The organism is Dyella sp. CR10 (genome assembly GCF_055814425.1).
In genome coordinates this window covers 4,062,089-4,087,305 of sequence record NZ_CP185986.1, presented here as the reverse complement: position 1 = coordinate 4,087,305, position 25,217 = coordinate 4,062,089, and the positions used below count along the sequence as shown (strand labels likewise).

The window sequence follows — 25,217 nt, the reverse complement described above, 5'->3', positions numbered from 1 at the left end:
AGTTTTTCGCATTCACTTAAGGAGAAGAGTCATGCAAAAACTGCCGTCCATGCTTGCATCCATCGTTCTGGCGGGAATGTTCGGGTTGTTCACGATGACTCCCGCGGCGCATGCACAGTCCACGGGCGTAGCCCTGTCGTGTGGCGTCAATGTCTGTGACGCCACGGCGATGAGTCCAGGCTCGCCGACGCCGTTCACTTACAACTGGTCGTTCAGTGGCACGGCTCATTTGAGCGCGCCATTCCATTGCAATAACAGCGGATTGCTTGGCCATAAGGCCGAGTGCACATTCCAGTGCCTGCAGCCTTATCAGGATCACATCATCATGCACGTGACGGCATTGGATGCGACAGGCGCATACATCGGAGAAGCGTCGGCCGGAGCGGTCTGCAACGGCTCGCCGGGCGACATTTAAGTCGCATCGGTGCGCGGAACTCGAAGGGCCGGCTTATGTCGGCCCTTTGTTTTGCGCGGCACGGGCTTCCGGCATCGGTACGCACAGGCCGTCATGCGCAACGCTGACCTGGCCGTGATAGATGCTGCGGATGATCCGCAGCGATGCCGGCAGCGTTTGTTCGGAGCGTCGCATCAGGTGCGATAGCAGCAGATGCCGCACGCCTGCGCGCTCGACCAGGTCTGCGATGCGCGAGGGAGGTGCATGCAGTGCGCGGGCGACGGCGTCCTCGCTGTCCTCGCCGATCGCGAGGTTGGCGATGAGAAGATCGGCGCGTGCCGCCAGTTCGGTCAGTGCGGGTGCCGTGGCATCGGTGTCGCCCAGGTACACCACGGATCGTCCCTTCGCATCGATCCGCCAGGCCAGTGCCGGCACCGGGCCGTGCTTCACCGGCGTGGCCCTGACGGTGAAACCCGGAGCGCTGAATACCGTGGCGATGCGGCCCTCCTGCAGCGGCAATGAAGCCGCTCTGAGCTGGAACGCTGCGCCTCCCGGCGGCAGGAAGCCGGATAAGTACGGATAGGCAGCATGATCCGGGCCGGCCAGGGCGGCGATCCAGGCTTCGGTCGAAGGAAACGCGCCGCCGGCCGGTGGTCCCAGCAGGGAAAGATCCCTCTGCCGGTCGCTGAAGAAAGCGGCCTTGAGATAAGCCGGCAGATCCGCGCTGTGGTCGGTATGCAGATGCGAGAGGGCGATCAGATCGAGATCTTCCAGGCGGCCATGTGCCTGGCCGAAGGCCACGGCCGTGCCCGCGCCGGCGTCGAAGACGGCCCGCGCGTGGCCGTCCAGCCACAGCACGTGGCCGCTTTGTGCGCGCTGATTCAATTCCGGGCCGCCGCTGCCTAACACCTGCCATGCGACCGGCCCGGAGCAAGCTCGTGCGGCGGGTATGACGGGCGCGAGGGCAAGCATGCAGATCAGTGCGCGCCATGCGCTCATGCGGATTCCCCAGCGGCGCGCACGCTGCCGGGACTCATGCCGCTGACGCGCTTGTACAGGCGGCGGAAGGCCGCTTCGCTTGCATAGCCCAGGCGTTCGGCGATCGCGGCAACGGACAGCTTGCGCTCGCGCAGCAGTTTCTCAGCCACGCTGACGCGCCACTGCGTCACATATTGCATCGGCGGCATGCGCATCAGCTGGGTGAAGCGCTCGGCGAAGGCGGAGCGCGACATGCAAGCCAGCGCCGCCATCGACTGCATCGTCCAGGCATCGCCCGGTGTCTCGTGCACGGCGTGCAGGACTTTGCAGATGCGCGCGTCGGCAAGGGCGGCGAACAGCCCTTGGCGCTCGGTGCTGCGGCTGGCGTAATCGCATACGGCCAGGGCGAACAAGGTATCGGCCAGCTTGTTGAGCAGCACTTGGCGGCCTGCATGGCCGGCTTGCGATACCTCCACCATCATCGAGGCCAGCTGGCGGAACGTGTTGCCAGCCTCGCTGGAACGCACGGCAAAGCAGGGCGGCAGCGCGTGGCTCAAGGGATGACGCGTATGGACGGGAAAGTGCAACTCGCCGCAGATCAGGCTGGTGGCATCGTCCGTGTCGGACGATGGCGAGGTGGCGCGCAGGCAGTGCGCGTCGCCGTGCGGCAGGACGACCAGATCGCCCGCCGCCAGCTCCATGACGACGTCGATCGCGCTGCTTTCCACGCGGCAGGAGCCTTCGCCGACGAGATGGAACAGGCCGCAGTGATAGCGCGGCTCATCGAGAAACCATGAGCCGCAATGCTGCTGTTCCGCAACGATATCGACCCGCAGATTCGACTGCAGCAGCAGGGCTTCCAGGGCGGGAGTGACCGCTCCGGCGGGATTCGCCGCTGGGATGGGCGATACGGACATGGGCGTTCCTTTTTTCGAAGGCTTGCCCATCAGCTTCGGTCGGCCGCCGCCAGCGGTTACACCAATGAGTCCTAAGCGAATGACCCCTCGATCGCGCAGGGAGCCGCTCGCAGTTCCCGGATCAGGCCGGCATCCACCCAGCTGCGGAGCATGGAGCTCAGGCGAACGATGGCCTGCCTTGACGGCCAGCGCGTCGTGGCGATCTCGCATAGCGCGGAGAACGGCTCGCCCCGTGCGGCCGCCGCCAGCAAGGCGGCCTCCGCGGTCTCCAGCGATCGATAGCGGACGGTCGTGGCCTGTCGCCATACGATCAGCGACCGGGACTGGAGGCGACGCAGGCGAGGCCGTGCCGCGGAGCGATCTGCGGCGGCGCGGAAGACGTCGACATTGTTTTCCAGGAGCAGCCACTGCAGATGGTTCTGCGGGACGAGCTGCAGGTGCGCCCAGCTCTCCGGCGCGATGCTTGCGAGTTCGCCCGCGTCGATGGCCGGTTCGTCCGCGGCGTCGAAGCAGGTGGAGATCGCCCAATCGAGTGCGGCCGCGTCGGTGAATGCAGGCCGGTCACGCCAGGGTTGTGCATAGCGAAGGAACGCGGCCAGTCCCGCGCCGTGCCAGCGCAGGTTGTAGTGTTCGGACGGGCAGGCGTCGATGTAGCGGTCCAGGAGCGGAGCAAAGCGACGCCCGGCGAGGCAGGCGAGCGTTGGAAATTCGCCCGCGAGCGCATCGCGAAGCCGGATGCGATAGCCGTGACGGTAGACAGCAAGCCGGGTTTTCGCGTCCGCCCGCTCGTCGCCAACCAGCTCGGTCAGCGCTGTGGCGGACGATGCCAGCACGGCTCGTTGCAGTCTCAACTGCAGCGCATGCAGGTCCTTCACGCGGCAGCCCTCAGCAGCGGTTCGGCGAGCCTGCGCGCCCAAGCCAGTTCGGCGACCAGTTCATCGAGCGGCGGGATGTGGTCATCGCGCTCGATCATGGTCGAGATGGCGCCGAAACGGCGCACAGCCGCCCGGTAAAGCTCCCACACCGGCGTAGGCACGGCAGCGTCATGCGTATCCACGAGCAGGGCATCGCCCTGCTCGTGGCCGGCGAGATGGAATTGCTGCACGCGTTCGACCGGGATGCCTTCGAGATAGTGCAGCGGGTCGAAGCCGTGGTTGGTGGCGCTGACGTAGACGTTGTTGATGTCCAGCAGGACCAGGCAGTCCGCGCGTGCGGCCACCTCGGCGAGAAACTCCCACTCCTCGAGCTGGGCATCGGCGAAGCGGATGTAGCTGGACACGTTCTCCAGCAGGATGCGGCGCCCGAGGCGGTCTTGCACCTGGCGAACGCGAGCGACGACGTGCTCGAGTGCTTCCTCGGTGTAGGGCAGCGGCATCAGGTCATGCAAGTTGATGCCTTGCACTCCGGTCCAGCACAGATGATCGGACACCCAAGCCGGTTCGATGCGCCGCGCCAGTGCGCCGAGCCTGGCGAGATAGCCTTCGTCCAGTGGATCGGTGCCGCCGATGGAAAGCGAGACGCCGTGCATCGCCAGCGGGAAGCGTTCGCGAAACCGCTCCAGCCAAACCAATGGCAGGCCGCCGGGCACCATGTAGTTTTCCGAGATGATCTCCAGCCATTCGACGCCCGGCGGCTGTTCCAGCAATGCCTGGTAATGCTCGACGCGCAGGCCCAGCCCATACCCGAGGTACGGCGGGCGCTGTGGTTCCGCAGGAGCGGGAAGGGGCGTCTGGCTCATCGGGGTTCCTCGACGATCAAGGGAAGCTTGGGATGCCGAAACGGGCGGGGCCGATGAAGCGCGGCCCCGCCTCGCGAGGTCAGGCCTTGGCTTCGGCCTGGGCTTTTTCGCAATCCTGCTGGCTCTTCTGCATGGTGAAACCCTGACCCTTGCAGGCGTTCTTGCCCTTGCAGGCATTGCTGGCCTGCTTGCAGGAACCGTGGCCTTTGCAGGCCGAGGAGTTCATGCACTTCACCTCAGCCTTCTCGCCCTTGGCGTTGTCGGCGGCCATCGCCGCGGAGGCTGCGGTCATGGCGAACAGGCCGGCGACCATCGCAGCCATCGCACCGTTCTGGAAAGTCTTCTTCATGGTCTCATTCCTCATCGTGGGAGCCGCGTCTGCGGCGGAAGCGTCCAGTCCGTGCGCCGATGGCGCGGGGCGGTCTCGACGGTGGCCATTGTGCAGTGAGGGCGGGCAGGCAGCTGCATCCGCGCATCCCCGCTTCATGCCCGATCGTCCGGTGACGGAACGGTTCGGCGCGACGCCGGATGACGGGCAAGAAAGCATGGACGGCGGGGCATGGCGGCAACCTCGGGGCACAGTCGAAGATGCGGTCTCTTGCCTCGAAAGGACATTACGATGCGACAGCTCATCGCCACCCCGGCATCGCGCCTGCTCGATGCGCTCCACGCCAGCCGCTGGCTGGGGCCATTGGTCATGCGCCTGGGCTTCGGCTACTTCTGGCTGGAGACGGGCCTGGCCAAGGTGCAGCACGTCGACGGCTTCGCCGAGCGCTTCGCCGGCTGGGGTATTCCCTTTCCGGCATTGAGCGCGGCGGTATCCGCGTGGACGGATTTGATCGGCGGTGCGCTACTGATGCTGGGGTTGTTCACGCGCCTGGTCAGCGTACCGATGATCATCAATATGATCGTCGCGCTGGCGCTGGTGGTGTCGCAGGATCTTTCAGGTCTCGACGAATATGTCGAAAGCTCCGAGCTGACCTACATCCTGATCCTGTTCTGGCTGCTGATGGCCGGTCCGGGCAAGGTCAGCCTGGATACGCTGCTCGCGCGCCGACTGGGCATCCGCACGCGCGATTGAGTGTGTCGTAGCGCGGCCGCATGCCGCGCTACGACAGGCGACTTCAGTAGGCGAATTCGCGGAACACTGGATCGACGTTGCCGTTCCACGGGCCCTGGAACAGTTCCAGCTTGCGCTCCGCCGGCGTCTGATTGGCCTCCACGATTTCGATCAGCGGTTCGAGGAAGATGCTCTCGTCGGCGCCGTTGCGATTGAGCCTGGCGCGGCGCTTGAGGCCGTGTGCGGCGATCTTCAGCGTTTCCGCCGCCAGCTCGCGCACGGTGCCGCTGCGGAACGGCAGCTTGAGCGCGTGCTTCGGTACGCCATCACGCAAGGCGTGGCGTTCGGCACGGCTGAAGTCCTTGACCAGATCCCAGGCGGCTTGCAGCGCTTCATCGTCGTACAACAGACCCACCCAGAGAGCGGGCAGCGCGCACAGTCGATTCCATGGGCCGCCGTCGGCGCCGCGCATTTCCAGGTACTGCTTGAGGCGCACCTCGGGGAACGCGGTGGTGAGATGGTCGGCCCAGTCCTTCATGGTCGCGTGCGTGCCGGGCAGCGCGGGCAGCTCGCCGCGCAGGAAGCGCTTGAAGTCCTGCCCGGCCAGGTCGATGTAGCGGCCATCCTGGTAGCTGAAGTACATCGGTACGTCGAGGAGGTAGTCGACGTAGCGCTCATAACCGAAGCCGTCCTCGAATACGAAGTCGAGCATGCCCGTACGATTCGGATCGGTATCCGTCCATACATGCGAGCGGTATGAGAGATAGCCGTTCGGACGTCCGTCGGTGAACGGCGAATCGGCGAACAGCGCCGTGGCCACCGGCTGCAGCGCGAGGCTGGCGCGGAACTTGCGCACCATGTCCGCCTCGGTGGCGAAATCGAGATTGACCTGCACGGTGCAGGTGCGCGTCATCATGTCCAGGCCGAGCGAGCCGACCTTGGGCATGTACTCGCGCATGATCTTGTAGCGACCCTTGGGCATCCACGGCATCTCATCGCGGCGCCACTTGGGCTGAAAACCCATGCCGAGGAAGCCGATACCGAGGTCCTCGGCGATCGAGCGCACCTCGTTCAAGTGCGTGTTCACTTCACAACAAGTCTGGTGGATGGTTTCCAGCGGCGCGCCGGAAAGCTCGAGCTGGCCGGCCGGCTCCAGTGTGATCGAGGCCTTGTCGCGCGACAGCGCCACCGGGTTGTCGCCTTCGCGGGCGATGTCCCAGCCATACCGCTCGGCCAGGCGCTCGAGCAGGACGCGGATGCCGCGGTCGCCTTCGAACGTCGGCGGGCGCAGGTCGTCGGTAAGGAAACCGAACTTCTCGTGCTCCGTGCCAATGCGCCAGGCTTCACGGGGCTTCTCGCCGGCAGCGAGGTAATCGACCAGCTGCTGGCGGTCGCCAATGGGTGTGCTCTTGACGGCACTGGGTATGGACACGGTCGGCTCCTTGCGTGAATCGACCCACTTTGGGGGTGTCCCCGCCATTTTCAAAGTGCCGTGTGTCAGGCGCTTGTCGATGGGCGTTGGTGATCGGGGCCGGGGATGGGAAAATCGATGCGCATGCGCGTGCCCCGGCCGCAGCTGCCGTCAAGAATGCTGAAACTGGCGCCATGGGCGCGGGCGGATTCTTCCACGATCGACAGGCCGAGGCCGCAGCTGTCAGCGCTGCTGTTCGGGCCCCGGTAGAAACGCTCCTTCACCCGCTCGCGCTCTTCCGGGGGAATGCCGCTGCCGGTGTCGTCCACTTCCAGAAAGGGGTGATCCTGGTCGATGCCGCAGCGAATGGTGACGTGTCCGCCGGCCGGCGTGTGACGAAGCGCATTGTCGACCAGGTTCATCAGCAGCTCGTGCAGGACCCAGTAGACGCCGGCGACCTTGGCCGGGCGGCAATCGGCGCCAAGGTCGATGTCGTGGGTCAGGGCCCGGTCCAGGGATGCGCCGACGACCTGGGCGATGAGCTTGGGCAGGTCGACCGGCAGGTAGCGACTGGAGCCATGCGCCGACGGCTCGGCGCGCGCCAGTGCGAGCAACTGGTTGGCGGTATGCGCGAGCCGGTCGACGCCGCCGTGCAGCAGCGCGATGCGTGCGTGCAGCGGCGTGCCGACGGTATCGCGGCCGAGCACGTCCAGCTGGGCCTTCAGCCCGGTCAGCGGGGTGCGCAGCTGGTGCGCGGCGTTGGCGAGGAAGTGCTGCTGAGACAGCGCCGATTCGCGCACGGTGGCAAGCAGCGCGTTGAGCGACTCGACCAGTGGCAGTACTTCGCCTGGCACGTTGTCGGTAGGCAGCGGCGTGAGATTGTGCGAGGGGCGGTTGGCGATCTGGTCGCGCAGGCGTTGCAGCGGACGCAGCGCGATGCTGATGCCGAACAGCGCGATACCGAAGACCAGCAGCATCTGAATGCTGTCGTTCACGCCAAACGACACATCCATGTGCTGCACGGCCGCGTCGCGGCGATGCGGGGTCTCGCCCACGGTAATCACCAGCGGTTCGCCGCCCTCGATGACGCGATAGCTCAGCAGGCGCAGCTGCATGCCCTGATAGGCGGCGTCCTGGTAGGCGAATTCATCGTCCTGGGTGGCTGGGACGATGGGGAGATCGGCGGACCCGGCATACGTCTCGCCCTTCGCGTTGCTTACCCGGTAGAAGAAGCGCTCTTCCGGCAGGGCCCGCAGCGGCGGCGGCGGATGATCCGGCAGCATGATGTCGAACTGCCCGCCGGGCTGACGATGGATCTGCGCGGCGATGGCCAGGACGGAGCGCGACAGTGACCGATCGAAGGCGGCGTAGACCGGGCTGACGATGGCATGGTGGTCGATGGCGACGCCGACCACCAGCATGACCACGAGGGGCGCCAGCAGGTAGCCCAACAGGCGGCGGCGGACGCTGGGGCGCGGCCGCTTGATATCAGCCGTCCTCGAGCCGGTAGCCCAGGCCGCGGATGCCGCGGATCGAAGCGGATTCGCCCAGCTTGCTGCGCAGGCGCGAAACGTGCACTTCAATCGCGTTGCCGGAAATGTCCTCGCTCCAGCCGGCGATGGCCTGGGTCAGGCGTTCCTTGCTCACCACCTTGCCGCTGTGATGCGCCAGGCATTCGAGGATGGACCATTCGCGCCGGGTCAGTTCCAGCGCTTCACCGGCGGCGTTGATCGCGCGGCGGCCGGCCAGGTCGATGCGCAGGCGGCCCACGGTGAGTTCGTTGGCGCTGGCGGCGCTGGCGCGGCGGATCAGCGCGCGGCAGCGGGCGGCGAGTTCCGGCAGGGCGAAGGGCTTGACCAGGTAGTCGTCGGCGCCGAGGTCCAGCGTGCTGACGCGGTCGTCCAGCCCGTCGCGGGCGGTGACGATGAGCAGGGGCAGGCCCTGCCCGGAGCGGCGCAGCCGGCGCACCAGGCTGAGTCCATCCTCGCCGGGCAAGCCCAGGTCGATGATGGCCAGGTCGTAGTGGGCGCTCTCCATCATTCCGGAGACCGGCTCGGCGGTGCCCACGTGGTCGACCACATAGCCTTCGCCGGTGAGGCCACGGACGATGCCATCCGCTACGAGCGGATCGTCTTCGACAAGCAGTATGCGCATACGGGACACAGTGAACGGTTTGCACGCATGCTAGCAGGCGCATGCCCGGGTGAAACAGTCGGCCGCAAGCTAAGCAAAAACAAAGGCCGGCATGGTGCCGGCCTTTGTGGATGGTGCAGTGCGCAAGCGCTCAGCGCTTCATGGAATTGAAGAACTCGTCGTTGGTCTTGGTGTTCTTCATCTTGTCGAGCATGAACTCCATTGCCGCCAGCTCGTCCATCGGATGCAGCAGCTTGCGCAGGATCCAGATCTTGGAAAGCATGTCCGGGTCGATCAGCAGATCCTCGCGGCGGGTGCCGGAACGGTTGATGTCGATCGACGGATACACGCGCTTCTCGGAGATGCGCCGGTTCAAGTGCACTTCCATGTTGCCGGTGCCCTTGAATTCCTCGTAGATCACCTCGTCCATCTTGCTGCCGGTATCGATCAGCGCGGTGGCGATGATGGTCAGCGAGCCGCCTTCCTCCACGTTGCGCGCGGCGCCGAAGAAACGCTTCGGGCGCTGCAGCGCGTTCGCGTCCACGCCGCCGGTGAGCACCTTGCCGGAGCTGGGCACCACGGTGTTGTAGGCGCGGGCCAGGCGGGTGATGGAGTCGAGCAGGATCACCACGTCCTTCTTGTGCTCGACCAGGCGCTTGGCGCGCTCGATCACCATTTCGGCGACCTGCACATGACGCGCGGCCGGCTCGTCGAAGGTGGAGCTGATCACTTCGGCACGCACGGTGCGCGCGATTTCGGTCACTTCTTCCGGACGCTCGTCGATCATCAGCATGATCAGGTGCACGTCCGGATGGTTGTACTGGATCGCCTGCGCGACGTTCTGCAACATCATCGTCTTGCCGGCCTTCGGCTGGGAGACGATCAGCCCGCGCTGGCCGCGGCCGATCGGGGCGACCAGGTCCAGGATGCGGCCGGTGATGTCTTCGGTCGAACCGTTGCCGCGCTCGAGATGGAACGCCTTGCGCGGGAATAGCGGCGTCAGGTTCTCGAACAGCATCTTGTTCTTCGATGCTTCCGGCGGATCGCCGTTGATGTCGTCGACCTTCAGCAGCGCGAAGTAGCGCTCGCCTTCTTTCGGATGGCGTACGCGCCCGGTGATGTAGTCGCCGGTGCGCAGGTTGAATCGGCGGATCTGACTGGGCGAGACATAGATATCGTCGGGGCCGGCCAGGTACGACTCGTCGGCGGAGCGCAGGAAGCCGAAGCCGTCCTGCAGGATCTCCAGCACACCCTCGGCCCAGATGCCGCCGCCGGAGCGGGCGTGGGCCTTGAGGATGTTGAAGATGACGTCCTGCTTGCGCGCGCGGGCGACGCCTTCCTGGATGCCCAGCGATTCGGCGAATTCCAGCAGCTGGATCGCGTTCTTGCGCTTGAGCTCGGTGAGATTGATCAGCCGATCGTTGCTGCCGGCATCGGCGTACTCGTCGTCCACCGGCAGGCCATTGTTGTTGCGCGGATGCTGCTGGGGACCCTGGCCGCCACCGCCCTGACCGCGCTGCTGGTTGCGCTCGTGGCGTCGGCGACGGCCGCGGCCGTCGCGGTCATTGCGGCGGTCGTTGTTGTTCTGGTTCTGCCCGTTCGGGTTGCCACCCTGCTGAGGCTGACCGCCTTCGCGCGCCTGCTGCGGCGCGTTATCGCGCGGCGCGGCATCGTGGTGTGCGGCTGGCGGCTCGACCGGCAGGCTGGCCTGTACCGGCGTATCCAGCGGTGGCAGTGGCGGGCGCGCAGGCGCTTCGCTCACGGGCTTCTCCGTACGGGGCGCGCTCTCGGCCGCTGTCGCAGCAGCTGCGGCGGACTTGCGCGGCGCGCGAGTGCGGGGCGTTTCGGACGCAGTCTTGGGTTCGGCGCTCTTGGCGTCGTTCTGGTCTTGGCTTTCGATATCAGACACGGGCAAACCTCACGGGGCGCCGTTGATCACAGGAGGGAGGGTGCGCGCAGGGCGCGGAGGGCGCGGGGGACGAGAGTCCCGACAGGCCAGAGGAATCTAACACCCGCCGCGCAACGTCGTAAAGCGGGGCGGCGGGTGCGAGGAGGGGCTTCAGATCGTCTTGTCGATCAGCTGGGTCAGCGCGCCCTTGCTGACGGCGCCGATCTGGGTGGCTTCGACCTTGCCATTCTTGAACACCATCAGGGTCGGAATGCCGCGCACGCCGTAGTCCCGGGGGGTCTTCTGGTTATGGTCGATATTGATCTTGGCGATGCGCAGCTTGCCTTCGTATTGCTTGGACAGCTCGTCCAGGATGGGGGCGATCGCCTTGCAGGGGCCGCACCACTCTGCCCAGAAGTCCAGCAGGACGGGGGTCTCCGAGTCCAGGACTTCCTTCTGGAAGTCGTCGTCGTTCACATGGGTAATCAGGTCGCTCACCGGGGTCTCCGATTGACAGGCGGGGGATGGTTTGACGACCGCGCGGCCAGCATCGGCTACACTGGGGCGCCCATGAAGCGCGGGTCGGACCGGAAAAAGGAAGTGATGCCGTTGCGGCAGGCCTCCATTCCAGCGTAACTCAGGGCACGATTCAAGCGATTCAAGGGCCGCCATCGCGGCAGTTCCGTTGATATAGGCAAAGGGGTTCGTGTACGCCTTTTTCCCTATGTCAGCGGGACTGCCGGCTGCGAGCCCGCCACCTCGGCGCCAGTCGCGAAGCGCACCGCGGTATTCCGCGCGCCTTCGCCGCTGACCGGCCAATCCATCGCCTGGCCAGCGCCGCACCTCAACCCGTCCCAAGGCTTCCGACCGCCGCGGGACACGGCGCGCTCCCGCGCCCACCGCTGACCTGACATCAATGTCCCAAACTGTTCTTACCGATACTTTTTTCACCAATTTTGAACTTCACCCGCTGCTGCAGAAGGGCCTCGACGAGGCCGGCTTCACGCGCTGCACGCCGATCCAGGCGCTGACGCTTCCGGTGGCCCTCACCGGTCGCGACGTCGCCGGGCAGGCCCAGACCGGCACGGGCAAGACCTGTGCCTTCCTGGTCGCGATGATGAATCGCCTGCTGACCCGCCCGGCCGTGGCCGAGCGCAAGGACAGCGATCCGCGCGCCCTGGTGATCGCGCCGACCCGCGAGCTGGCCATCCAGATCGACAAGGATGCGCGCAACATCGGCCGTTATACCGGCCTGAAGACCGCGCTGATCTACGGCGGCGTCGACTACGACAAGCAGCGCCAGCAGTTGCAGGACGGCTGCGACATCATCATCGCCACGCCAGGCCGCCTGCTCGACTACTACAAACAGCACGTATTCGGCTTCAACGGCGTCGAAACGATGGTGATCGACGAGGCGGACCGCATGTTCGACCTCGGCTTCATCAAGGACGTGCGCTTCATCTTCCGCCGCCTGCCGGCACGTGAGCAGCGCCAGGTGTTGCTGTTCTCTGCCACGCTCAGCCATCGCGTGCTGGAGCTGGCCTACGAGCATATGCACGATGCCGAGAAGCTGGTGGTGGAGACCGAGAACGTCACCGCCGACCGAGTCCGCCAGCAGGTCTTCTTCCCCTCCAAGGAGGAGAAGATGCCGCTGCTGCTGAACCTGCTCGAGCGCACCAATCCGAGCCGCAGCATCATCTTCGTCAACACCAAGATGGCCGCCGAGCGCGTCACCGACCGGGTGAAGCGCCAGGGTTATCGCGTCGGCGCACTGTCCGGCGACGTGCCGCAGCTCAAGCGCCAGAAACTGCTGCAGCGCTTCCAGGATGGCCAGCTGGACATCCTGGTGTGCACCGACGTAGCCGCGCGAGGCCTGCATATCCCGGCGGTGAGCCACGTTTTCAACTACGACCTGCCGCAGGACGCCGAGGACTACGTGCACCGCATCGGCCGCACCGCGCGTCTCGGCGCCGAGGGCGACGCGATCAGCTTCGCCTGCGATCTCTACGCGATGTCGCTGCCGGACATCGAGACCTACATCGGCCAGCGCATCCCGGTGGCGAGCATCGAGCCGGACATGCTGGTGATGCCCAAGCCGCGCGAGATCGACGCCCAGTACGTGGCGGATGCGGCGGCTGACAGCGCCGCCTTCGGCGACAAGGTCGAGAACCGGGAGAGCCGGGAGAAGAAGGAAGGCGGCTCGCGCGGCCGCCCGCGCCGCGACGGCAGCGGCAAGAGCGAGCGCCCGGCCGGCGAAGGCCGCTCGCGCAAGCCGGCGCGGACCGAATCCCGTCCGGAAGCGGTCGTCGAGCAGGACGTCGCGCAAGAAGTGGTGCGCGAACAGCCCACGCCGGGCGAGCACGCCGCCGGCGAGGAAGGTTCGCGCAAGCGTCGGCGCCGCCGCGGCGGACGTGGGCGGCGCCGTGAAGGCGTGCCGGCCGAGGGCGCCGCCGCCGCGACTGCCGTGGCTTCCGAAGGGAATCGCGGTACTCGAGAAAACCATCGTCCGTCGCGCGAGCGCGGCGGCATGGACTCCGCCGGTGCGCGCCCGTCGCGCCAGGTAGCCGCCACCGCCGTCCGCGCGGCGGAGAGCGAGCCGAAGAAGCCTGGCTTCTTCCGCCGCCTCGCGCGTTTGTTCACCGGACGCTGAACTCGTTTCCGCCGCGGCGCGCCGATCGCGCCGTGGCGGCTTCGGCGGGGATCGCATTGGCGCGCGCATCCCTTATCCTTGCCGCCAGTGCGGGATCAGGGATCGAGGATACGCGGTGATCCGCTTCGACCAAGTCAGCAAACGCTATGAAGGCGGCCATGAGGCGCTTTCGCAACTTTCCTTCCAGGTGGCGGCGGGCGAGATGGCCTTTGTCACCGGTCATTCCGGCGCGGGCAAGAGCACGCTGCTGAAACTGCTCGGCCTGATCGAGCGCCCCTCGCACGGCAGCATCACCCTGGACGGGCAAAGCCTGGCCAAGATCGGTCGCAGCGGGATTCCCAAGCTGCGGCGGCGGATCGGCATGGTGTTTCAGGACCATCGTCTGCTGATGGACCGCACCGTGTTCGCCAACGTGGAGTTGCCGCTGGTGATCGGCGGCATCGCCCCGGTCGAGCGCGGCCGGCGCGTACGCGCTGCGCTGGAGAAGGTCGGCCTGCTGGCGTACGAAAGGCAACTGCCGGCCACGTTGTCGACCGGCGAGCAACAGCGCGTGGGCATCGCCCGCGCAATCGTGGCCAAGCCGACCCTGCTCATCGCCGATGAACCCACCGGCAATCTCGACCCGCAGCTCGCGGTCGAGATCATGGGGTTGTTCGCGGAGTTCCAGCAGGTGGGTACCACGGTGCTGGTCGCCAGCCACGACCTGCCGCTGATCAAGCGCATGAAAAAGCGCGTGGTGGTGCTGGACCATGGCCGCCTGGTGGCCGACATCCCAGCGGAGGAAGTGCTGTGAGCGCGCAGCCGGAATTTCCCAACGACGCGCCCATCGTGGCCGAGCCGCCGCAGCGCGTGGAGCGCAGCCGGCCGCGCCCGGTCGCCAGCTGGCGCGAGCATCACGGCTGGAGCGCGGCCGCCAGTCTGCGCCGCCTGATGTCGCGCCCGGTGGGCACCTTGCTCACGGTGGCGGTGATGGCGCTGGCGCTGGCGCTGCCGCTGACGTTCTATCTATTGCTGGGCAACGTGCAGAAGCTCGGCGACGTGCTGGGCCAGAACCAGACCGTCTCGGTGTTCATGCAGCCGGGACAGACCGGGCCGGCGGTCGACCTGGTCGCCACCAAGTTGCGCGAGCGCGCGGATGTGGCCTCGGTGGTGGTGAAGACGCCGCAGCAAGGCATGGACGAACTCGCCAAGATGCAGGGTTTCTCCGGCGCACTGAACACGCTGGACAGCAATCCGCTGCCTTACGCGCTGGAAGTGCTGCCGACGCCCGGCCTCGATGCCGATGCCGTCAACCGGCTGGTCACTGAGCTGCGGGGCCTGCAGGGCGTGGACCTGGTGCAGGACAGTGGCACCTGGCGCCAGCGCCTGGATGCGTTGCTTGGCGTGGGCAATCGCGTGGTGCTGATTCTGGCCGCGCTGCTGGCGCTGGCCGTGCTGCTGGTCGTGGGCAATACGGTGCGCGTGGACATCGCCAGCCGCAGCGAGGAGATCGGCGTGCTCATGCTGGTCGGCGCGAGTCGTGCGTTCGTGCGCCGGCCTTATCTCTATGCCGGCATCTGGTACGGGCTGTTCAGTGGCGCCCTGGCGGTTGGCATCTCGGTGCTGGTCGAGATGGCGCTGGCCGAGCCGGTGACACGACTCAGCCACGTGTACGACGGCAAGCTGCAGGTCGGCACGCTGCCGCTATGGCTACTGGGCGCGGTGCCGGTCTCGGCGGCGGTGCTCGGCTGGCTGGGCGCGCGCCTGGTCAGCGCCTGGCAGTTGCGCAAGGCGGCCTGAAGCGCCGGTCCGGCTGCGGCGAAGTGACGCCAGTCGCAGGCAACTGTCATTGCGGCAGGGCAAGATGCCCGGACGCATGGGGCGCAGGGGGCGTCCATCGATGATTCGGCATGGAGTGCCCTGTTGAGCGTGGATGGATCGGTCAATGAATGAAGGTTTCAGCAACCGCATCGTCAGCGCCGCGCCGCGCGTGCTGGTGGTGGATGGTTCGAAAGTGGTCCGGCAGCTGATCACCCGTGTCTTGCAGGCGGAACTGCCGGATGCCGAGGTGGTGGGCTGCGCTACCGGGACGGAAGCGCACCAGCTGCTCGAGGGCGGCGTGTTCGACTTCATCACCATCGCCCTGCGGCTGCCGGACATGGACGGCCTGGAGCTGGCGCGCTACGTGCGCGAATCGGCACCGCAGATCTATGTGCCCATCGTGGTGGTGTCGGGCGATGTCGACGATCGTCTGCATAGACGCACGCTGGGCGAGCATGTCACCGACTATTTCGATAAGTCGCTCGGCTTCCAGGCGCTGGCGGAATTTATCCGTGGGTATGTAAAGCCGGAAAGTTCGGCCGAAGGCGAAGTGCTGTACGTCGAGGACAGCCGCGTAGTGGCGCTAGCGACGCGCCGCATGCTGGAAAAATACGGGCTCACGGTGCGTCATGTGATCAGCGCCGAGGACGCACTGGCCTGGCTCGATACGGCGCGTTCGCAAGGACGGGTGGGCGCCGACATCGTGCTCACCGATGTCAGCCTCAAAGGCGAACTCACTGGCGGCGACTTGCTCGAACGCATTCGTCACGACTACGGTTACGGCAAGGGGCGCCTCCCCGTGCTGGTGATGACAGGCGACGAGAATCCGGCCAATCAGGCCGCGTTGCTCCGGGCGGGCGCCAACGACCTGGTCGAGAAGCCCATCGAGGAAAAGCTGTTGATCACCAAACTCCTGTTCCAGCTGCGGGTCGCCCGGCACCTGCGCCAGCGCGACCAAGCGGTATGACCGGGGGGCGCGTCAAGCTCGAACCTTCGTGGAAGGAACGCATCGGCGGTTATCTCGAGCGGCCCGAGATGCAGGTGCTGTCGCAGTTTCTTCGCGCGGAGAAACACGCCGGCAAGGTGATCTACCCGCCGGGCCCGGAAATCTTTGCGGCGTTCGATCACACGCCGTTCAATGCGGTGCGCGTGGTCATCCTGGGACAGGATCCGTATCACGGCCCGGGCCAGGCGCACGGGCTGTGTTTCTCGGTGCGTCCGGGCGTGCCGCCGCCGCCCTCGCTGCAGAACATCTTCAAGGAAATCCAGCGCGACCTGGGCATCGCTCCGCCGGACCATGGCTGTCTCACGCCCTGGGCCGATCGCGGCGTGCTGTTGCTCAACAGCGTGCTGACCGTGGAACGTGGGCTGGCGGCATCGCATCAAGGCAAGGGATGGGAAGGTTTCACCGATGCCGCCATCGACGCGTTGAATCGCGAGCGGAAGGGGCTGGTCTTCCTGTTGTGGGGATCCTATGCCCAGCGCAAAGGCCAGCTTATCGACAGGAACCGGCATTGCATTCTCAAATCGGTGCATCCGTCACCGTTGTCCGCACACCGGGGCTTCCTGGGGTGCGGCCACTTCTCGTCGGCCAACCGGTATCTGGAACAACATGGCCAGGCGGCGGTCGATTGGTCCCTGCCGCCGCGCCGGCAGCTTGTCGGATCTGAGGGTTCCTAGGCTTCCAGCTGGCGCGCATACGAATCCGAAATACGCATGAATGTCGCCAAAGCTTCGCCGTGCGGTTCGAGCCCCTTCGTTTCGATCGCTTGCATCAGGTCTTTAGCGTGTTCGGCAAGGTCCGCCTCACCGATCGTATCGACCGCGCCGGCAATGCGATGAAGCCTCTCGCATATCGTCCTCGTATCACCGCTTTCGTTGGCGTGGCGCAGGGCGATCAGGTCTTCGTGCATGGCTGGGGCGAGGCTTTCCACAATCTGGTCGACCAGGTCGCTGGAGCCGAACCGCTGGAGCAACACCTGCCGCATGGGCAAGTCAGCGGCAGGCAAGGCCGTGTTGTCCGATGGCTCGATCTGCTCGAGGCGCTTCGCCTTGAGCGAAGATAACCAGCGCCCCATGGCTTCTCGCAGCTCCACCAAGCTGACCGGCTTGACCAGGAAGTCGTCCATGTCGGCCTGCTTGCACAGTTCGGCTTCGCCGCTGACCGCACTGGCGGTCAGTGCAATGATCGGCAGGCGCGCTGTCGCCGTCGCGGCTTCCTCGCGCCGACGCTCGAGGGCAAAGGCATAGCCGTCCATCACTGGCATGTGGCAATCGGTAATCACCAGGTCGTAGTGTTTGGCGCGGAGAGCGGCCAGCGCAGCTTCGCCATCGGCGACCACGTCGCAGGCGACGCCCAGCTGCCCCATGCGCCACTTCATCAATGTCTGGTTGGTCGGGTGATCTTCAGCCACCAATATCTGCTTGCCGGACCAATCGATTTGTCGTGGGCTCTGCTCGGGCCGGTGCGCGGATGGAACATCATTCTGCGCGGACTGGCCATCCGCTACATGGACAGGAAGCGTGAACGTGACATCGACGCGCGTGCCTTGATAGGGGGCGCTATGCAGGATGATCTCGCCATCCATCAGCTGCACCAGCCGCTGACAGATGCTCAAACCCAGCCCTGTGCCACCGTAATGCCGTTGCGTAGATATTTCGGCTTGAGTAAAGGGACGGAATAGGCGCTCCTTCTGTTCGTCCGAAATGCCGATGCCTGTGTCGATCACCGACAGGCGAAGCTGTTGAGCGTGCGTGTGATCGTGCAAGAGGGTCAGCATGATGGTCACACCGCCCTGCTGAGTGAACTTAATCGCATTGCTGAGGAGATTGAACAAGATCTGACGCAGGCGAATGCCATCCGCCAAGTGCATTGGCGCAATCCGGGGATCGATGTTGTTGATGATCCGCAGTTGTTTGCTCGCGGCTTGCGCGGACAACATCTGCTGCACATTGTCGATGACATTGCGCAGGTGCACCGGGGTGGCATCGAGCGTCAATGCACCCGCCTCGATCTTGGAGAAATCCAGGATGTCGTCGATGATCTGGCGCAGCATCTGGGCGGAGTCCTCGATGGTTTCCAGGACGCGCTGCTGCTCGCCGTCGAGCCCTGTATGTGCGAGCACTTCGAGCATGCCGAGCACGCCGCTCATGGGTGTGCGGATTTCATGGCTCATGGTGGCCAGGAACTCGGCCTTGGCCGCCGCGGCGCGCTCGGCCTCGGCCTTGGCGGCCACCAGTGCCTCGGATTGAGCGCGCGCCTCGGTCATGTCGATCCAGAAGCCGCTCCATAGCAGCATGTTGTGATCCGTTTCGTGCAGTCGCCCGCGCGAGCGAATCCAGCGCCAGCCGTGGGCCGACTTGGCACGAAACTCGACAGAGAGATCGTTCTGCTGGATTGAGGCCTTCTCCAGCGCATGTTGCAGGGCGGGTTGGTCGTCGGGATGGATCAGCGAGAACAGGTAGCGCTCATCGCGCATGGCTTCATCGGCGGTAGCGCCAAACATGGATGGCATGTCGCCAGCGATGAAGGGAAACGAGAAGGTGCCATCCGGAGTCCGCCGCAGCTGGTACACCACGGCAGGCAAGTTGTCCGTCACTTTAGCCAGTCGCTTTTCGACACGGCGGCGCTCCGCCACTTCGCGCCGCAAGCGGCCATAGCCGATTGCGGCGATCAGGGCCGCAGCCAGCAGTGCCAGCAGTACGGGCAGGAGCCAACGCAGCGTGATGCGCCAATCGATGCCGCTCCGGTACTCGACCCCCATCCATGCGCCGCGCAGCGCCGCGCGCTCGCGCTGGGACATCATGCTCTGCATGCGGTCGAACACTGCGGTGGTCGATGCGAATTCGGGACGTGTCGCGAACGCGAGTTCATCGTTGATGCTCGCCGGCGCCGCTACGCGCAAGCTGCCGCTGTAGTGCTCCTGTACCAGCCGATCGACCACCGCGAGATTGCCGATATAGGCATCCACGTCTCCGCTGTTAAGCATGGCCAGAGCCTCATAGACGCTGCGTGTGGCAACGATCCTTGCGCTCGGCGCCTGGGCCAGTACCGACGCGGCCATGCGATCGGGGTCGGATAAAACAATGCGGCCACGGCTAAGGTCGTGGATATCGCGTATCGACTGGCTGCCATGGCGAGTCACGATGACATCGGCCACGGTCAGGAATGGCTTGCTGAATACCCACGCGTTGCCGGGTGTTGGCGTACCCACGGGCATGCCCATGACGGCGTCGACCTCGCCCTGGCGGATCTTGCTCTTCATGTCGGCAAGGTCCTTCCCTATCACCACGTCGAACTTTGCTCCGGCATCGCGGAAGCGGCGCAGGTATTCCGCGGCAATTCCCGTGGGTTCGCCCTTGGAGTCCAGGAACGACAGCGGCGGAAAGTTGCCGAGAAAACCGATGCGCAACGGCTTTGCAAGGGTCGCTACTTCGGATGGCGTCAGTGAAGGTTGCCCTCCAGCTGTCCACGCCAGCACCGGAAGCCAGCGCGCATTGATTGCCTGCGATTGCGCATGCGGCATGGCATTCATGGCCGCGTCGATTGCGCCGACAAGGTTCTCTCGCGCGTGCGGCACGCCGAAATGCATCTTTATCAGAGGGATTTCGTTCTGCTGGATCAGGCCAAGGCCCTTGATGGCATGCTCCTGAAGCAAGGCGATGATCAGGTAGGGTGTGCCGATATAGACGTCTGCACGTCCATTCGCCACCATCTCAAGCGCGGCAACGGTGTTGTCGGCCTCGAGCGGGATGGCGTGCGGATAACGATCCCGCACGCCCTCGCCAGTGTAGAAGCCGCTCTCCAACGCCACGCGCAGACCGGCGAGATTGGGGTTCGCGGTGGGGCGCTCATCGTCGAGGCGCGCCACTAATGCCACGGGTGACTGAAAATAGGACTGCGTGAAGGCCATGCACTTCGTTCGCTGCGCCGTGATCATCAGATTCATGATCACATCGACCTCGCCACGGCATGCCGCATCCAGTTCTTCGGCCAGATTGCCGTACTTGTGCACTTCGATACGCATGCCGAGGCTTGCGGCGATGGCCGACAGGTAGTCGTAGCTGAAACCTTCAGCGCGTCCTTCACGAAATATTTCAAAAGGCGGTGAATCGGTGCTATACAATCCGACCTTCATCACGGGGTGATTCTTCACCCACTGCGCTTGCTGGGGAGTGAGCGCTACGTCCGAAGCATCCACGCCGCGCGAGACGGCGAGCAACGCCAGGACGATCCACAGGAGGTGCATGACCGGTCGGCAGCGTATGCGCGGCAGGTTGTACAGATGTGCCGACGCGCTCGATGTTTTGAGCGCAATCCCATTACGTTCCGAGTCGTATCTCATGTCTATTCGCATCATTCTTGCCGACGATCATCCCGTAGTGCGCATTGGCACCCGAGTGGTCATTGAATCCAGTGGCGTTGGGGACATCGTGGCCGAGGCCAGCAATGTGGACGAGCTGCTCGATCTGCTGAAGAGGTGCTCTTGCGATGTCCTAGTGACGGACCTTTCGATGCCAGGCAGCAAGCATTCCGATGGCTATACGATGATGGAACGAATCCGAAGGAGCCATCCCAATCTTCCTATTTTGATGCTCAGTACCTCGAGTAACGTGGGCATTCTTCGGATGGTGTCGTCCCTCGGCGTATTGGGTCTGATCGACAAAGGTTCATCGCTGAACGAATTGCCGTTTGCGATTCAGGCGGTGCATAAGGGTGGCTCCTATATCAGTGCGACGCTGAAAAGGCTCATTTCCGACATGAGCTCGCCTGGCATGTCGGGCGGCGGCAATAGGTCGCTGTCGCCACGCGAGATGGAAGTGCTGCGGCTTATAGCCTCTGGTCTGAAAGTGAAGCAGATCGCCGACCACCTGAGTCGCGGCGTCACCACCATCAGCAAGCAAAAGAGCGATGCGATGCGCAAGCTGGGTGTTCGCACCGACGCTGAGCTGTTCGACTATCTGCGAGGCGCCGGTTTTACCAATTGACGGCGATTCGCCGAGTGAGGCATGAGTCGCGTAGGGATAATCCGAAAATTCACTCGCCATTCGGTCCTTTGCCGGAATGAAGCGGAGTGCCTGAGACCATCGAAATGGTCGTCAGGCATAACGTAAAAAAGCCCCAGACAATCAGCATCCGTGGCCAAAAGAGACGGCGCGGCGGCGGCCGACAGCCAGTGCGTGCGGGTTATCGCTACTTGCCTTACATCACCGCGTGCACCTGCTCCTGCGGCAGCACCAGACGCGTGTTGACGGAGGCGACATCGGGCGTGGCGACACTCATGCCATGGGTGGTGGCGTTGTCCGCTACTGCCGCATGCACGTCCTGCAGGTTCAGCGTGGCGTTCTCGAGCGCATGGTCCGTCGCGAACAGTTCGCTTTGGCCACCGCTGAGTACGTCGTTCAACGAGAGCGAAGACGCGCCGTTGTGCGTGCCGGACGCCGGGCGGTAATTGATATCGACGCCGAAGCTTTCCTCGCTACCCACCACCTGCACATTCAGGTGATGCACGCCGGCGACCGAATTCATGTCGTACGCGAGCGTCCAGTTTCCTTCGCCATCGGCCTGCACTGTGCTTAGCACGCGGTCGCCATCCTTGATCTCGACCGTGCTGCGGGGGTACGACTGACCGGACAATGCCTGATGCGAGTAGTGCATGATGGGTGTCGTGCGAGCCGTCCGCGATCATGTAACCCTGAGCGTGCGAGCCGCCGAAATCGTCGCCCACGCCGAGAACCTTCAGCGCAACGTTGGTGTTGAAGCCCGCCGTGGCACTGGTCTAGCCGGTATCTCACCGCCGACAGGTGATGCTGACCCTCGCCCAGCGGCAGGGAAATGCCCCAGTTGCCATCGGCACGCATCTGTACCTTGCCCACTTCGTGGCCGCTGTCCATCAGCGTCACCCAGCTGCCGGGTTCGTCAACGCCGCGTAGCACCGGATGGAGTGAGCCGATCATTTCGCCGCCGAACAGAATGCCGTTCTCGCCCGTGACATAGAACGTGAACGCTTCCGGAGCACTGACGTGCTGCTCGCTCGCCCCGGCCGCGCTGGCTGCCGCAGGGGCCGGCTGCACATTCATGTCATACGGCTGGCTCGTCGGACTCTCGCCCAGACCCGTCGGGTAGTCGGTGAGCTTCGCGGTGAAGTGATGCTCGCCCTGGCTCAGCGCAACCTCGGGCTGATAGCTCCAGTCGCCGAAGTAATCCGCTTGCACACGGCCGATCTCGACGCCGTTATCCATGATGGTGATCCAGCGCTCTCCGCCCTCGAAGCCGGGGGCGCGGATGTCGACGGCACCTACCAGGCGCGGGAAGCCGTTGTCCGTGGTGCCGCCATCGGCGATATAACTCGGGCCGAGATCGTTGCCGCGCGGTTGCGTGCCAAGTGCTTCGCCCGCCGCATGCGGTGCATTGGATCCATCGGTGGCTGCGACCGGCGAAGCCGTATGCAGCACGTGACCGGCTACGGACAGTTCGCTGCCGGCGGGTTCGACAACAGGCGCTCCGCCTCGTTCCGCGTTGCCGCCGCATGGCCGATCGTGAGATCGAACGACTCGCCGACGCTGGCCTGGCTGCGCGGACCCACGGAGTAGTGATGCTCGCCATCGGCCGAATAGTTGGAAGGCACGTTAAACGTCAGGTTGCCCTGCTCATCGGATTTGCCTGCACCGATGATCTGGCCATTGTCGTAGAAGTACACCAGCATGCCAGGCCGCGGCGTCGTGCCATGCAACACGAGGTGAGTCGTGCTGTCGGTATGGCCGTCATCACCCACGTTGCCGTGCTCCGACGAGGGGTAGGTGATGCTGTAGCTAGGCGTCTGCGACGGAGGCGCGGCGACGTCGACCACAAGCGAGGGGCTGGGGCTGCTGGCGCCTGAACCATCGAAGGTGCCCGAACCGGTCGCGGTAAACGCGTGCTAGCCATCGCTGAGCGCGCTCCACGGCGTATAGGTCCACTGGCCGTTGGCACCCGCGTAGACCACGCTCTTTGCCACGCCGTCGATAGAAATCGTGACCCAGGTATTGGGATCGGCCGCGCCGTGAATTGTGGGGAGCCGGTCGTCCGTGGTGGCGCCGTTCTGGAAGTTGCCCTGCGACGTGCCGACATCGTCGCTGAAATAGCCGATCACCGGCACGGTGGGCGTGGGCACGTGCGTATCGACATGGATGACGATGGGTTCCGTCATCGCACTGTTACCGCCCTGGGCCTGAGCCTGGATCGAATGCTCGCCCGTACCCAGGTTGCCTTCCACGCGATAGGACCAGTTGCCGGAGCGATCGGCATAGGCAGTGCCCACGGCGTGGCCGTCCACGTACACCGAAATCGCGCCGTACGGCGAGGCGGTGCCGCGCAAGGTCGGATGAGCGCATGCCATCGTCGGTCTTGTGATGGCTCAGCAACACTCAGCCGCCGTAATCCTTCCGCAGTAGCACGACCGGCCACAGGTGTTCGGAAATCTGCGCAGCCTTGCGCTCCACCACCGCGGCAGACATGCCGGCCTGTTGCAGCGTTGCCACCGCGATTGAAGGATCCATCACGCCGCCAGTCGGCAAGCTAGCCTTCAGTGCCTGAGCGCACTTGCTGATGCCATGGTGCTTGCATAGCCGTGTAAGGCTATTCATTAACGTATCCATTACGGCTGCACGTGCTTGCACGTCGACGCGCTGCGCCGCCACCTCACCGGAAATATTTGAGTTCACTCTTAGATTCTCTATATGGAATGCATCGACGCTCAAATACGCGGTCCCGCCATATGCGGGATGCATCGACAGTGGTTATGGAGCTTGAGTACGGCGTTGCACCGTGGACATTAAAAAAATACGAAAGCCGATGTGCCTTTCGTTTTTTTCGAATTTGCGCAGCGCCTGCCCTAAGGGGTTTGGTCGAGATGTGCTGTTGTTGCTCGTCCTTCAGGCGAGGGCTGGGTCAGCTAACTCTAGTCGTCCTAATGGAATTAGAAGCACTCCGATATCCGTGCAGGCGATGGCGGCCAAAAGGCCATGCCTTCATGCATTCGTCGAGGTAATCAGCGCTTCTTTCTGAGCGATTCGCACGCCGCTTCGGCCTTCAACATGGCCTCGGCCAGCAAGCGCTTCAGGCGTGTGTTCTCTGCCTGAAGTTCGCGCAAATGTTTGCTTTCGGATGCCTGTGTGCCGCCGTATTTATTGCGCCACAGGTAGTAGCTGGCCTCCGAGAAGCTGTACTTGCGGCACAGATCCTTGACGGTCATGCCGGCGTCGGCTTCGCGAAAAAATTTCAGAATCTGCTCTTCCGAAAAGCGTTTCCTCATGTTCGATCTCCTTTAGCGTTCGTGGAAGAGCGATCACTGTAACGCGTTGTGTCATTCGAATTGGAGAGAGCACTGCTCTCTAACAAACTTTAAAAGTTTTTCTATATGAGCGCGAATGAGCGCTGCATAGACTGGCGCCGCACTCAAGGAACGGGTGCGGCAGTTGATGACATGCGCGGGATGGCTGCTGGAGTAGCTCAAACGCTTCAGGTGCAACCCATGGGATGGAACACCTAAAGCGCTTACCCGTGCATGCCGTCAAGTCGATGTTCCAGCAGCAGGCAGCGGGTCGCCCCTGGCCCGAGATTTATGTCCCACCTTCGCGTGGTTTACACACTTAAAGGATTCAACCAATGAACAATTTCAAGATTGCTTCCGCGATCGCCCTGGCCATGGGTCTCGCCGTTGCAGGCTCGGCCAGCGCTGCCGCCGCCAGTGGCGGCACCATCACCTTCACCGGCCAGATCAACGACACCACCTGCACTATCACGGGTGGCCCGGGTACCGACGGTGGCCAAGGCAACTTCACGGTCGCTCTGCAGCCGGTCGACCAGTCGCAGCTGACCACCGCAGGCGCAACGGCGGGCAAGAAGGCCTTCACGGTGCAGATCGGCGGTCCGACCGACGCCACCTGCCAGAATGGCAAGGTTGCCACGCTGTCGTTCCTGACCTCGAGCCCGCGCATCGATGCCACCAACGGCGCGCTGATGAACGCTCTGAGCGGTCAGGCCACGATGGCTGATATCCAGGTCCTCGACGCAGCGGGCACTGCGATCGATCTGCGCGATCCGGCCAATGGTGTGATGTCGCCGGCCATCGCGAACAACACTGCCCTGATCAACTTCAATGCTCAGTACCTGGCCACGGGTACGGCGACCCCGGGTTTGATCAGCACCAGCGTGCTCTACGGCGTGACCTACAACTAAGCAACAACCGCTGTCCGTTTCAAGCATTG

The 25,217-nt window shown here is 64.4% G+C and carries 25 protein-coding genes and 1 pseudogene; 9 read left to right on the top strand and 17 right to left on the bottom strand.

What is annotated here, in order from left to right:
* Positions 1-31: 31 nt before the first annotated feature.
* Positions 32-415 carry a hypothetical protein gene (locus ACNR9O_RS18455; protein WP_473686115.1) on the top strand — a complete coding sequence of 128 codons (384 nt, stop codon included), beginning with the start codon at positions 32-34 and terminating at the stop codon, positions 413-415.
* Positions 416-448: 33 nt separating this feature from the next.
* Here ACNR9O_RS18455 and ACNR9O_RS18450 read toward each other — a convergent pair whose 3' ends face one another.
* From ACNR9O_RS18450 to bufA2, 5 genes are all read right to left on the bottom strand, one after another.
* Positions 449-1,393, bottom strand: a complete 945-nt coding sequence (locus ACNR9O_RS18450; protein WP_473686117.1) for an MBL fold metallo-hydrolase — start codon at positions 1,391-1,393, stop codon at positions 449-451.
* Complete coding sequence (locus ACNR9O_RS18445) at positions 1,390-2,289, bottom strand: AraC family transcriptional regulator (RefSeq protein WP_473686119.1); 900 nt, start codon at positions 2,287-2,289, stop codon at positions 1,390-1,392. The genes ACNR9O_RS18450 and ACNR9O_RS18445 overlap by 4 nt, the downstream gene beginning before the upstream one ends.
* A gap of 71 nt (positions 2,290-2,360) precedes the next feature.
* Positions 2,361-3,164: an HvfC/BufC family peptide modification chaperone gene (locus ACNR9O_RS18440; protein ID WP_473686121.1), complete on the bottom strand. Its 804-nt coding sequence runs from the start codon at positions 3,162-3,164 to the stop codon at positions 2,361-2,363.
* Entirely contained in the window at positions 3,161-4,027 is an 867-nt protein-coding gene (gene bufB / locus ACNR9O_RS18435; protein ID WP_473686123.1) for an MNIO family bufferin maturase, read from the bottom strand. The genes ACNR9O_RS18440 and bufB overlap by 4 nt, the downstream gene beginning before the upstream one ends.
* 79 nt (positions 4,028-4,106) lie before the next feature.
* Positions 4,107-4,376, bottom strand: coding sequence for a BufA2 family periplasmic bufferin-type metallophore (bufA2, locus tag ACNR9O_RS18430; RefSeq protein WP_473686125.1), 270 nt, complete (start codon positions 4,374-4,376; stop codon positions 4,107-4,109).
* 270 nt (positions 4,377-4,646) lie between these two features.
* Between bufA2 and ACNR9O_RS18425 the strand changes: the two genes are divergently transcribed.
* Positions 4,647-5,108, top strand: coding sequence for a DoxX family protein (locus tag ACNR9O_RS18425; RefSeq protein WP_473686127.1), 462 nt, complete (start codon positions 4,647-4,649; stop codon positions 5,106-5,108).
* Positions 5,109-5,151: 43 nt separating this feature from the next.
* Here the strand turns inward: ACNR9O_RS18425 and ACNR9O_RS18420 are convergent, their stop codons facing one another.
* The 5 genes from ACNR9O_RS18420 to trxA all read right to left on the bottom strand — a co-directional run bounded on the left by ACNR9O_RS18420 (position 5,152) and on the right by trxA (position 11,017).
* Positions 5,152-6,519 carry a glutamate--cysteine ligase gene (locus tag ACNR9O_RS18420; protein WP_473686129.1) on the bottom strand — a complete coding sequence of 456 codons (1,368 nt, stop codon included), beginning with the start codon at positions 6,517-6,519 and terminating at the stop codon, positions 5,152-5,154.
* Between the two features lie 65 nt (positions 6,520-6,584).
* Positions 6,585-7,919 carry a sensor histidine kinase gene (locus ACNR9O_RS18415; RefSeq protein ID WP_473688355.1) on the bottom strand — a complete coding sequence of 445 codons (1,335 nt, stop codon included), beginning with the start codon at positions 7,917-7,919 and terminating at the stop codon, positions 6,585-6,587.
* 67 nt (positions 7,920-7,986) lie between these two features.
* Positions 7,987-8,652 carry a response regulator gene (locus ACNR9O_RS18410; RefSeq protein WP_473686131.1) on the bottom strand — a complete coding sequence of 222 codons (666 nt, stop codon included), beginning with the start codon at positions 8,650-8,652 and terminating at the stop codon, positions 7,987-7,989.
* Between the two features lie 130 nt (positions 8,653-8,782).
* Positions 8,783-10,540, bottom strand: a complete 1,758-nt coding sequence (rho, locus tag ACNR9O_RS18405; RefSeq protein ID WP_473700670.1) for a transcription termination factor Rho — start codon at positions 10,538-10,540, stop codon at positions 8,783-8,785.
* A gap of 150 nt (positions 10,541-10,690) precedes the next feature.
* Complete coding sequence (trxA, locus tag ACNR9O_RS18400; RefSeq protein ID WP_473686135.1) at positions 10,691-11,017, bottom strand: thioredoxin TrxA; 327 nt, start codon at positions 11,015-11,017, stop codon at positions 10,691-10,693.
* A 418-nt stretch (positions 11,018-11,435) separates the two neighbouring features.
* Here trxA and ACNR9O_RS18395 point away from each other — a divergent pair, with 418 nt between their 5' ends.
* The 5 genes from ACNR9O_RS18395 (at position 11,436) to ung (ending at position 16,649) form a co-directional block, all read left to right on the top strand.
* Entirely contained in the window at positions 11,436-13,169 is a 1,734-nt protein-coding gene (locus ACNR9O_RS18395; RefSeq protein ID WP_473686137.1) for a DEAD/DEAH box helicase, read from the top strand.
* Between the two features lie 115 nt (positions 13,170-13,284).
* The gene (ftsE, locus tag ACNR9O_RS18390) at positions 13,285-13,962 is read left to right on the top strand and encodes a cell division ATP-binding protein FtsE (RefSeq protein ID WP_473686139.1); all 678 of its coding nucleotides are present in this window, start codon (positions 13,285-13,287) and stop codon (positions 13,960-13,962) included.
* Positions 13,959-14,948, top strand: a complete 990-nt coding sequence (gene ftsX, locus ACNR9O_RS18385; RefSeq protein WP_473686141.1) for a permease-like cell division protein FtsX — start codon at positions 13,959-13,961, stop codon at positions 14,946-14,948. The genes ftsE and ftsX overlap by 4 nt, the downstream gene beginning before the upstream one ends.
* 145 nt (positions 14,949-15,093) lie before the next feature.
* Positions 15,094-15,936 carry a response regulator gene (locus ACNR9O_RS18380; protein WP_473686143.1) on the top strand — a complete coding sequence of 281 codons (843 nt, stop codon included), beginning with the start codon at positions 15,094-15,096 and terminating at the stop codon, positions 15,934-15,936.
* Positions 15,933-16,649, top strand: coding sequence for a uracil-DNA glycosylase (gene ung, locus ACNR9O_RS18375; RefSeq protein ID WP_473686145.1), 717 nt, complete (start codon positions 15,933-15,935; stop codon positions 16,647-16,649). Before ACNR9O_RS18380 ends, ung begins: the two co-directional genes overlap by 4 nt.
* Here the strand turns inward: ung and ACNR9O_RS18370 are convergent.
* A complete protein-coding gene (locus tag ACNR9O_RS18370) occupies positions 16,646-20,314 on the bottom strand; it encodes a transporter substrate-binding domain-containing protein (RefSeq protein WP_473686147.1) in 3,669 nt (1,222 codons plus the stop codon). The two genes, ung and ACNR9O_RS18370, sit on opposite strands and share 4 nt — an antisense overlap.
* Here ACNR9O_RS18370 and ACNR9O_RS18365 point away from each other — a divergent pair.
* A complete protein-coding gene (locus ACNR9O_RS18365) occupies positions 20,313-20,957 on the top strand; it encodes a response regulator (protein ID WP_473686149.1) in 645 nt (214 codons plus the stop codon). The two genes, ACNR9O_RS18370 and ACNR9O_RS18365, sit on opposite strands and share 2 nt — an antisense overlap.
* Before the next feature lie 214 nt (positions 20,958-21,171).
* Here the strand turns inward: ACNR9O_RS18365 and ACNR9O_RS18360 are convergent, their stop codons facing one another.
* The 6 genes and pseudogenes from ACNR9O_RS18360 to ACNR9O_RS18335 all read right to left on the bottom strand — a co-directional run.
* Entirely contained in the window at positions 21,172-21,552 is a 381-nt protein-coding gene (locus ACNR9O_RS18360) for a hypothetical protein (RefSeq protein ID WP_473686151.1), read from the bottom strand.
* Complete coding sequence (locus ACNR9O_RS18355) at positions 21,546-22,424, bottom strand: Ig-like domain-containing protein (protein ID WP_473686153.1); 879 nt, start codon at positions 22,422-22,424, stop codon at positions 21,546-21,548. Before ACNR9O_RS18355 ends, ACNR9O_RS18360 begins: the two co-directional genes overlap by 7 nt.
* Positions 22,425-22,432: 8 nt before the next feature.
* Entirely contained in the window at positions 22,433-22,819 is a 387-nt protein-coding gene (locus ACNR9O_RS18350; protein WP_473686155.1) for a hypothetical protein, read from the bottom strand.
* A 69-nt stretch (positions 22,820-22,888) separates the two neighbouring features.
* Positions 22,889-23,347 carry an Ig-like domain-containing protein gene (locus ACNR9O_RS18345; RefSeq protein ID WP_473686157.1) on the bottom strand — a complete coding sequence of 153 codons (459 nt, stop codon included), beginning with the start codon at positions 23,345-23,347 and terminating at the stop codon, positions 22,889-22,891.
* 28 nt (positions 23,348-23,375) lie between these two features.
* Positions 23,376-23,708 (bottom strand): cysteine peptidase family C39 domain-containing protein, encoded by a 333-nt coding sequence (locus tag ACNR9O_RS18340; RefSeq protein WP_473686159.1) that lies wholly within the window; start codon positions 23,706-23,708, stop codon positions 23,376-23,378.
* Between the two features lie 296 nt (positions 23,709-24,004).
* Positions 24,005-24,262: pseudogene (locus ACNR9O_RS18335) on the bottom strand (transposase); the annotation flags it as partial.
* A gap of 353 nt (positions 24,263-24,615) precedes the next feature.
* Here ACNR9O_RS18335 and ACNR9O_RS18330 point away from each other — a divergent pair.
* Positions 24,616-25,188, top strand: coding sequence for a fimbrial protein (locus ACNR9O_RS18330; protein ID WP_473686161.1), 573 nt, complete (start codon positions 24,616-24,618; stop codon positions 25,186-25,188).
* The last annotated feature ends 29 nt before the right edge of the window (positions 25,189-25,217 follow it).

Excerpts from the sequence above, each read along its gene's own strand:
- ACNR9O_RS18365 (WP_473686149.1), top strand. The coding sequence starts at position 20,313 with ATGTCTATTCGCATCATTCTTGCCGACGATCATCCCGTAGTGCGCATT.
- ACNR9O_RS18370 (WP_473686147.1), bottom strand. The coding sequence starts at position 20,314 with ATGAGATACGACTCGGAACGTAATGGGATTGCGCTCAAAACATCGAGC.
- ACNR9O_RS18445 (WP_473686119.1), bottom strand. The coding sequence starts at position 2,289 with ATGTCCGTATCGCCCATCCCAGCGGCGAATCCCGCCGGAGCGGTCACT.
- ACNR9O_RS18425 (WP_473686127.1), top strand. The coding sequence starts at position 4,647 with ATGCGACAGCTCATCGCCACCCCGGCATCGCGCCTGCTCGATGCGCTC.
- ACNR9O_RS18450 (WP_473686117.1), bottom strand. The coding sequence starts at position 1,393 with ATGAGCGCATGGCGCGCACTGATCTGCATGCTTGCCCTCGCGCCCGTC.
- bufA2 (WP_473686125.1), bottom strand. The coding sequence starts at position 4,376 with ATGAAGAAGACTTTCCAGAACGGTGCGATGGCTGCGATGGTCGCCGGC.
- bufB (WP_473686123.1), bottom strand. The coding sequence starts at position 4,027 with ATGAGCCAGACGCCCCTTCCCGCTCCTGCGGAACCACAGCGCCCGCCG.
- ung (WP_473686145.1), top strand. The coding sequence starts at position 15,933 with ATGACCGGGGGGCGCGTCAAGCTCGAACCTTCGTGGAAGGAACGCATC.
- ACNR9O_RS18410 (WP_473686131.1), bottom strand. The coding sequence starts at position 8,652 with ATGCGCATACTGCTTGTCGAAGACGATCCGCTCGTAGCGGATGGCATC.
- ACNR9O_RS18345 (WP_473686157.1), bottom strand. The coding sequence starts at position 23,347 with ATGGCATGCGCTCATCCGACCTTGCGCGGCACCGCCTCGCCGTACGGC.
- ACNR9O_RS18380 (WP_473686143.1), top strand. The coding sequence starts at position 15,094 with ATGAATGAAGGTTTCAGCAACCGCATCGTCAGCGCCGCGCCGCGCGTG.
- ACNR9O_RS18415 (WP_473688355.1), bottom strand. The coding sequence starts at position 7,919 with ATGCTGGTGGTCGGCGTCGCCATCGACCACCATGCCATCGTCAGCCCG.
- ACNR9O_RS18330 (WP_473686161.1), top strand. The coding sequence starts at position 24,616 with ATGAACAATTTCAAGATTGCTTCCGCGATCGCCCTGGCCATGGGTCTC.
- ACNR9O_RS18395 (WP_473686137.1), top strand. The coding sequence starts at position 11,436 with ATGTCCCAAACTGTTCTTACCGATACTTTTTTCACCAATTTTGAACTT.
- ACNR9O_RS18455 (WP_473686115.1), top strand. The coding sequence starts at position 32 with ATGCAAAAACTGCCGTCCATGCTTGCATCCATCGTTCTGGCGGGAATG.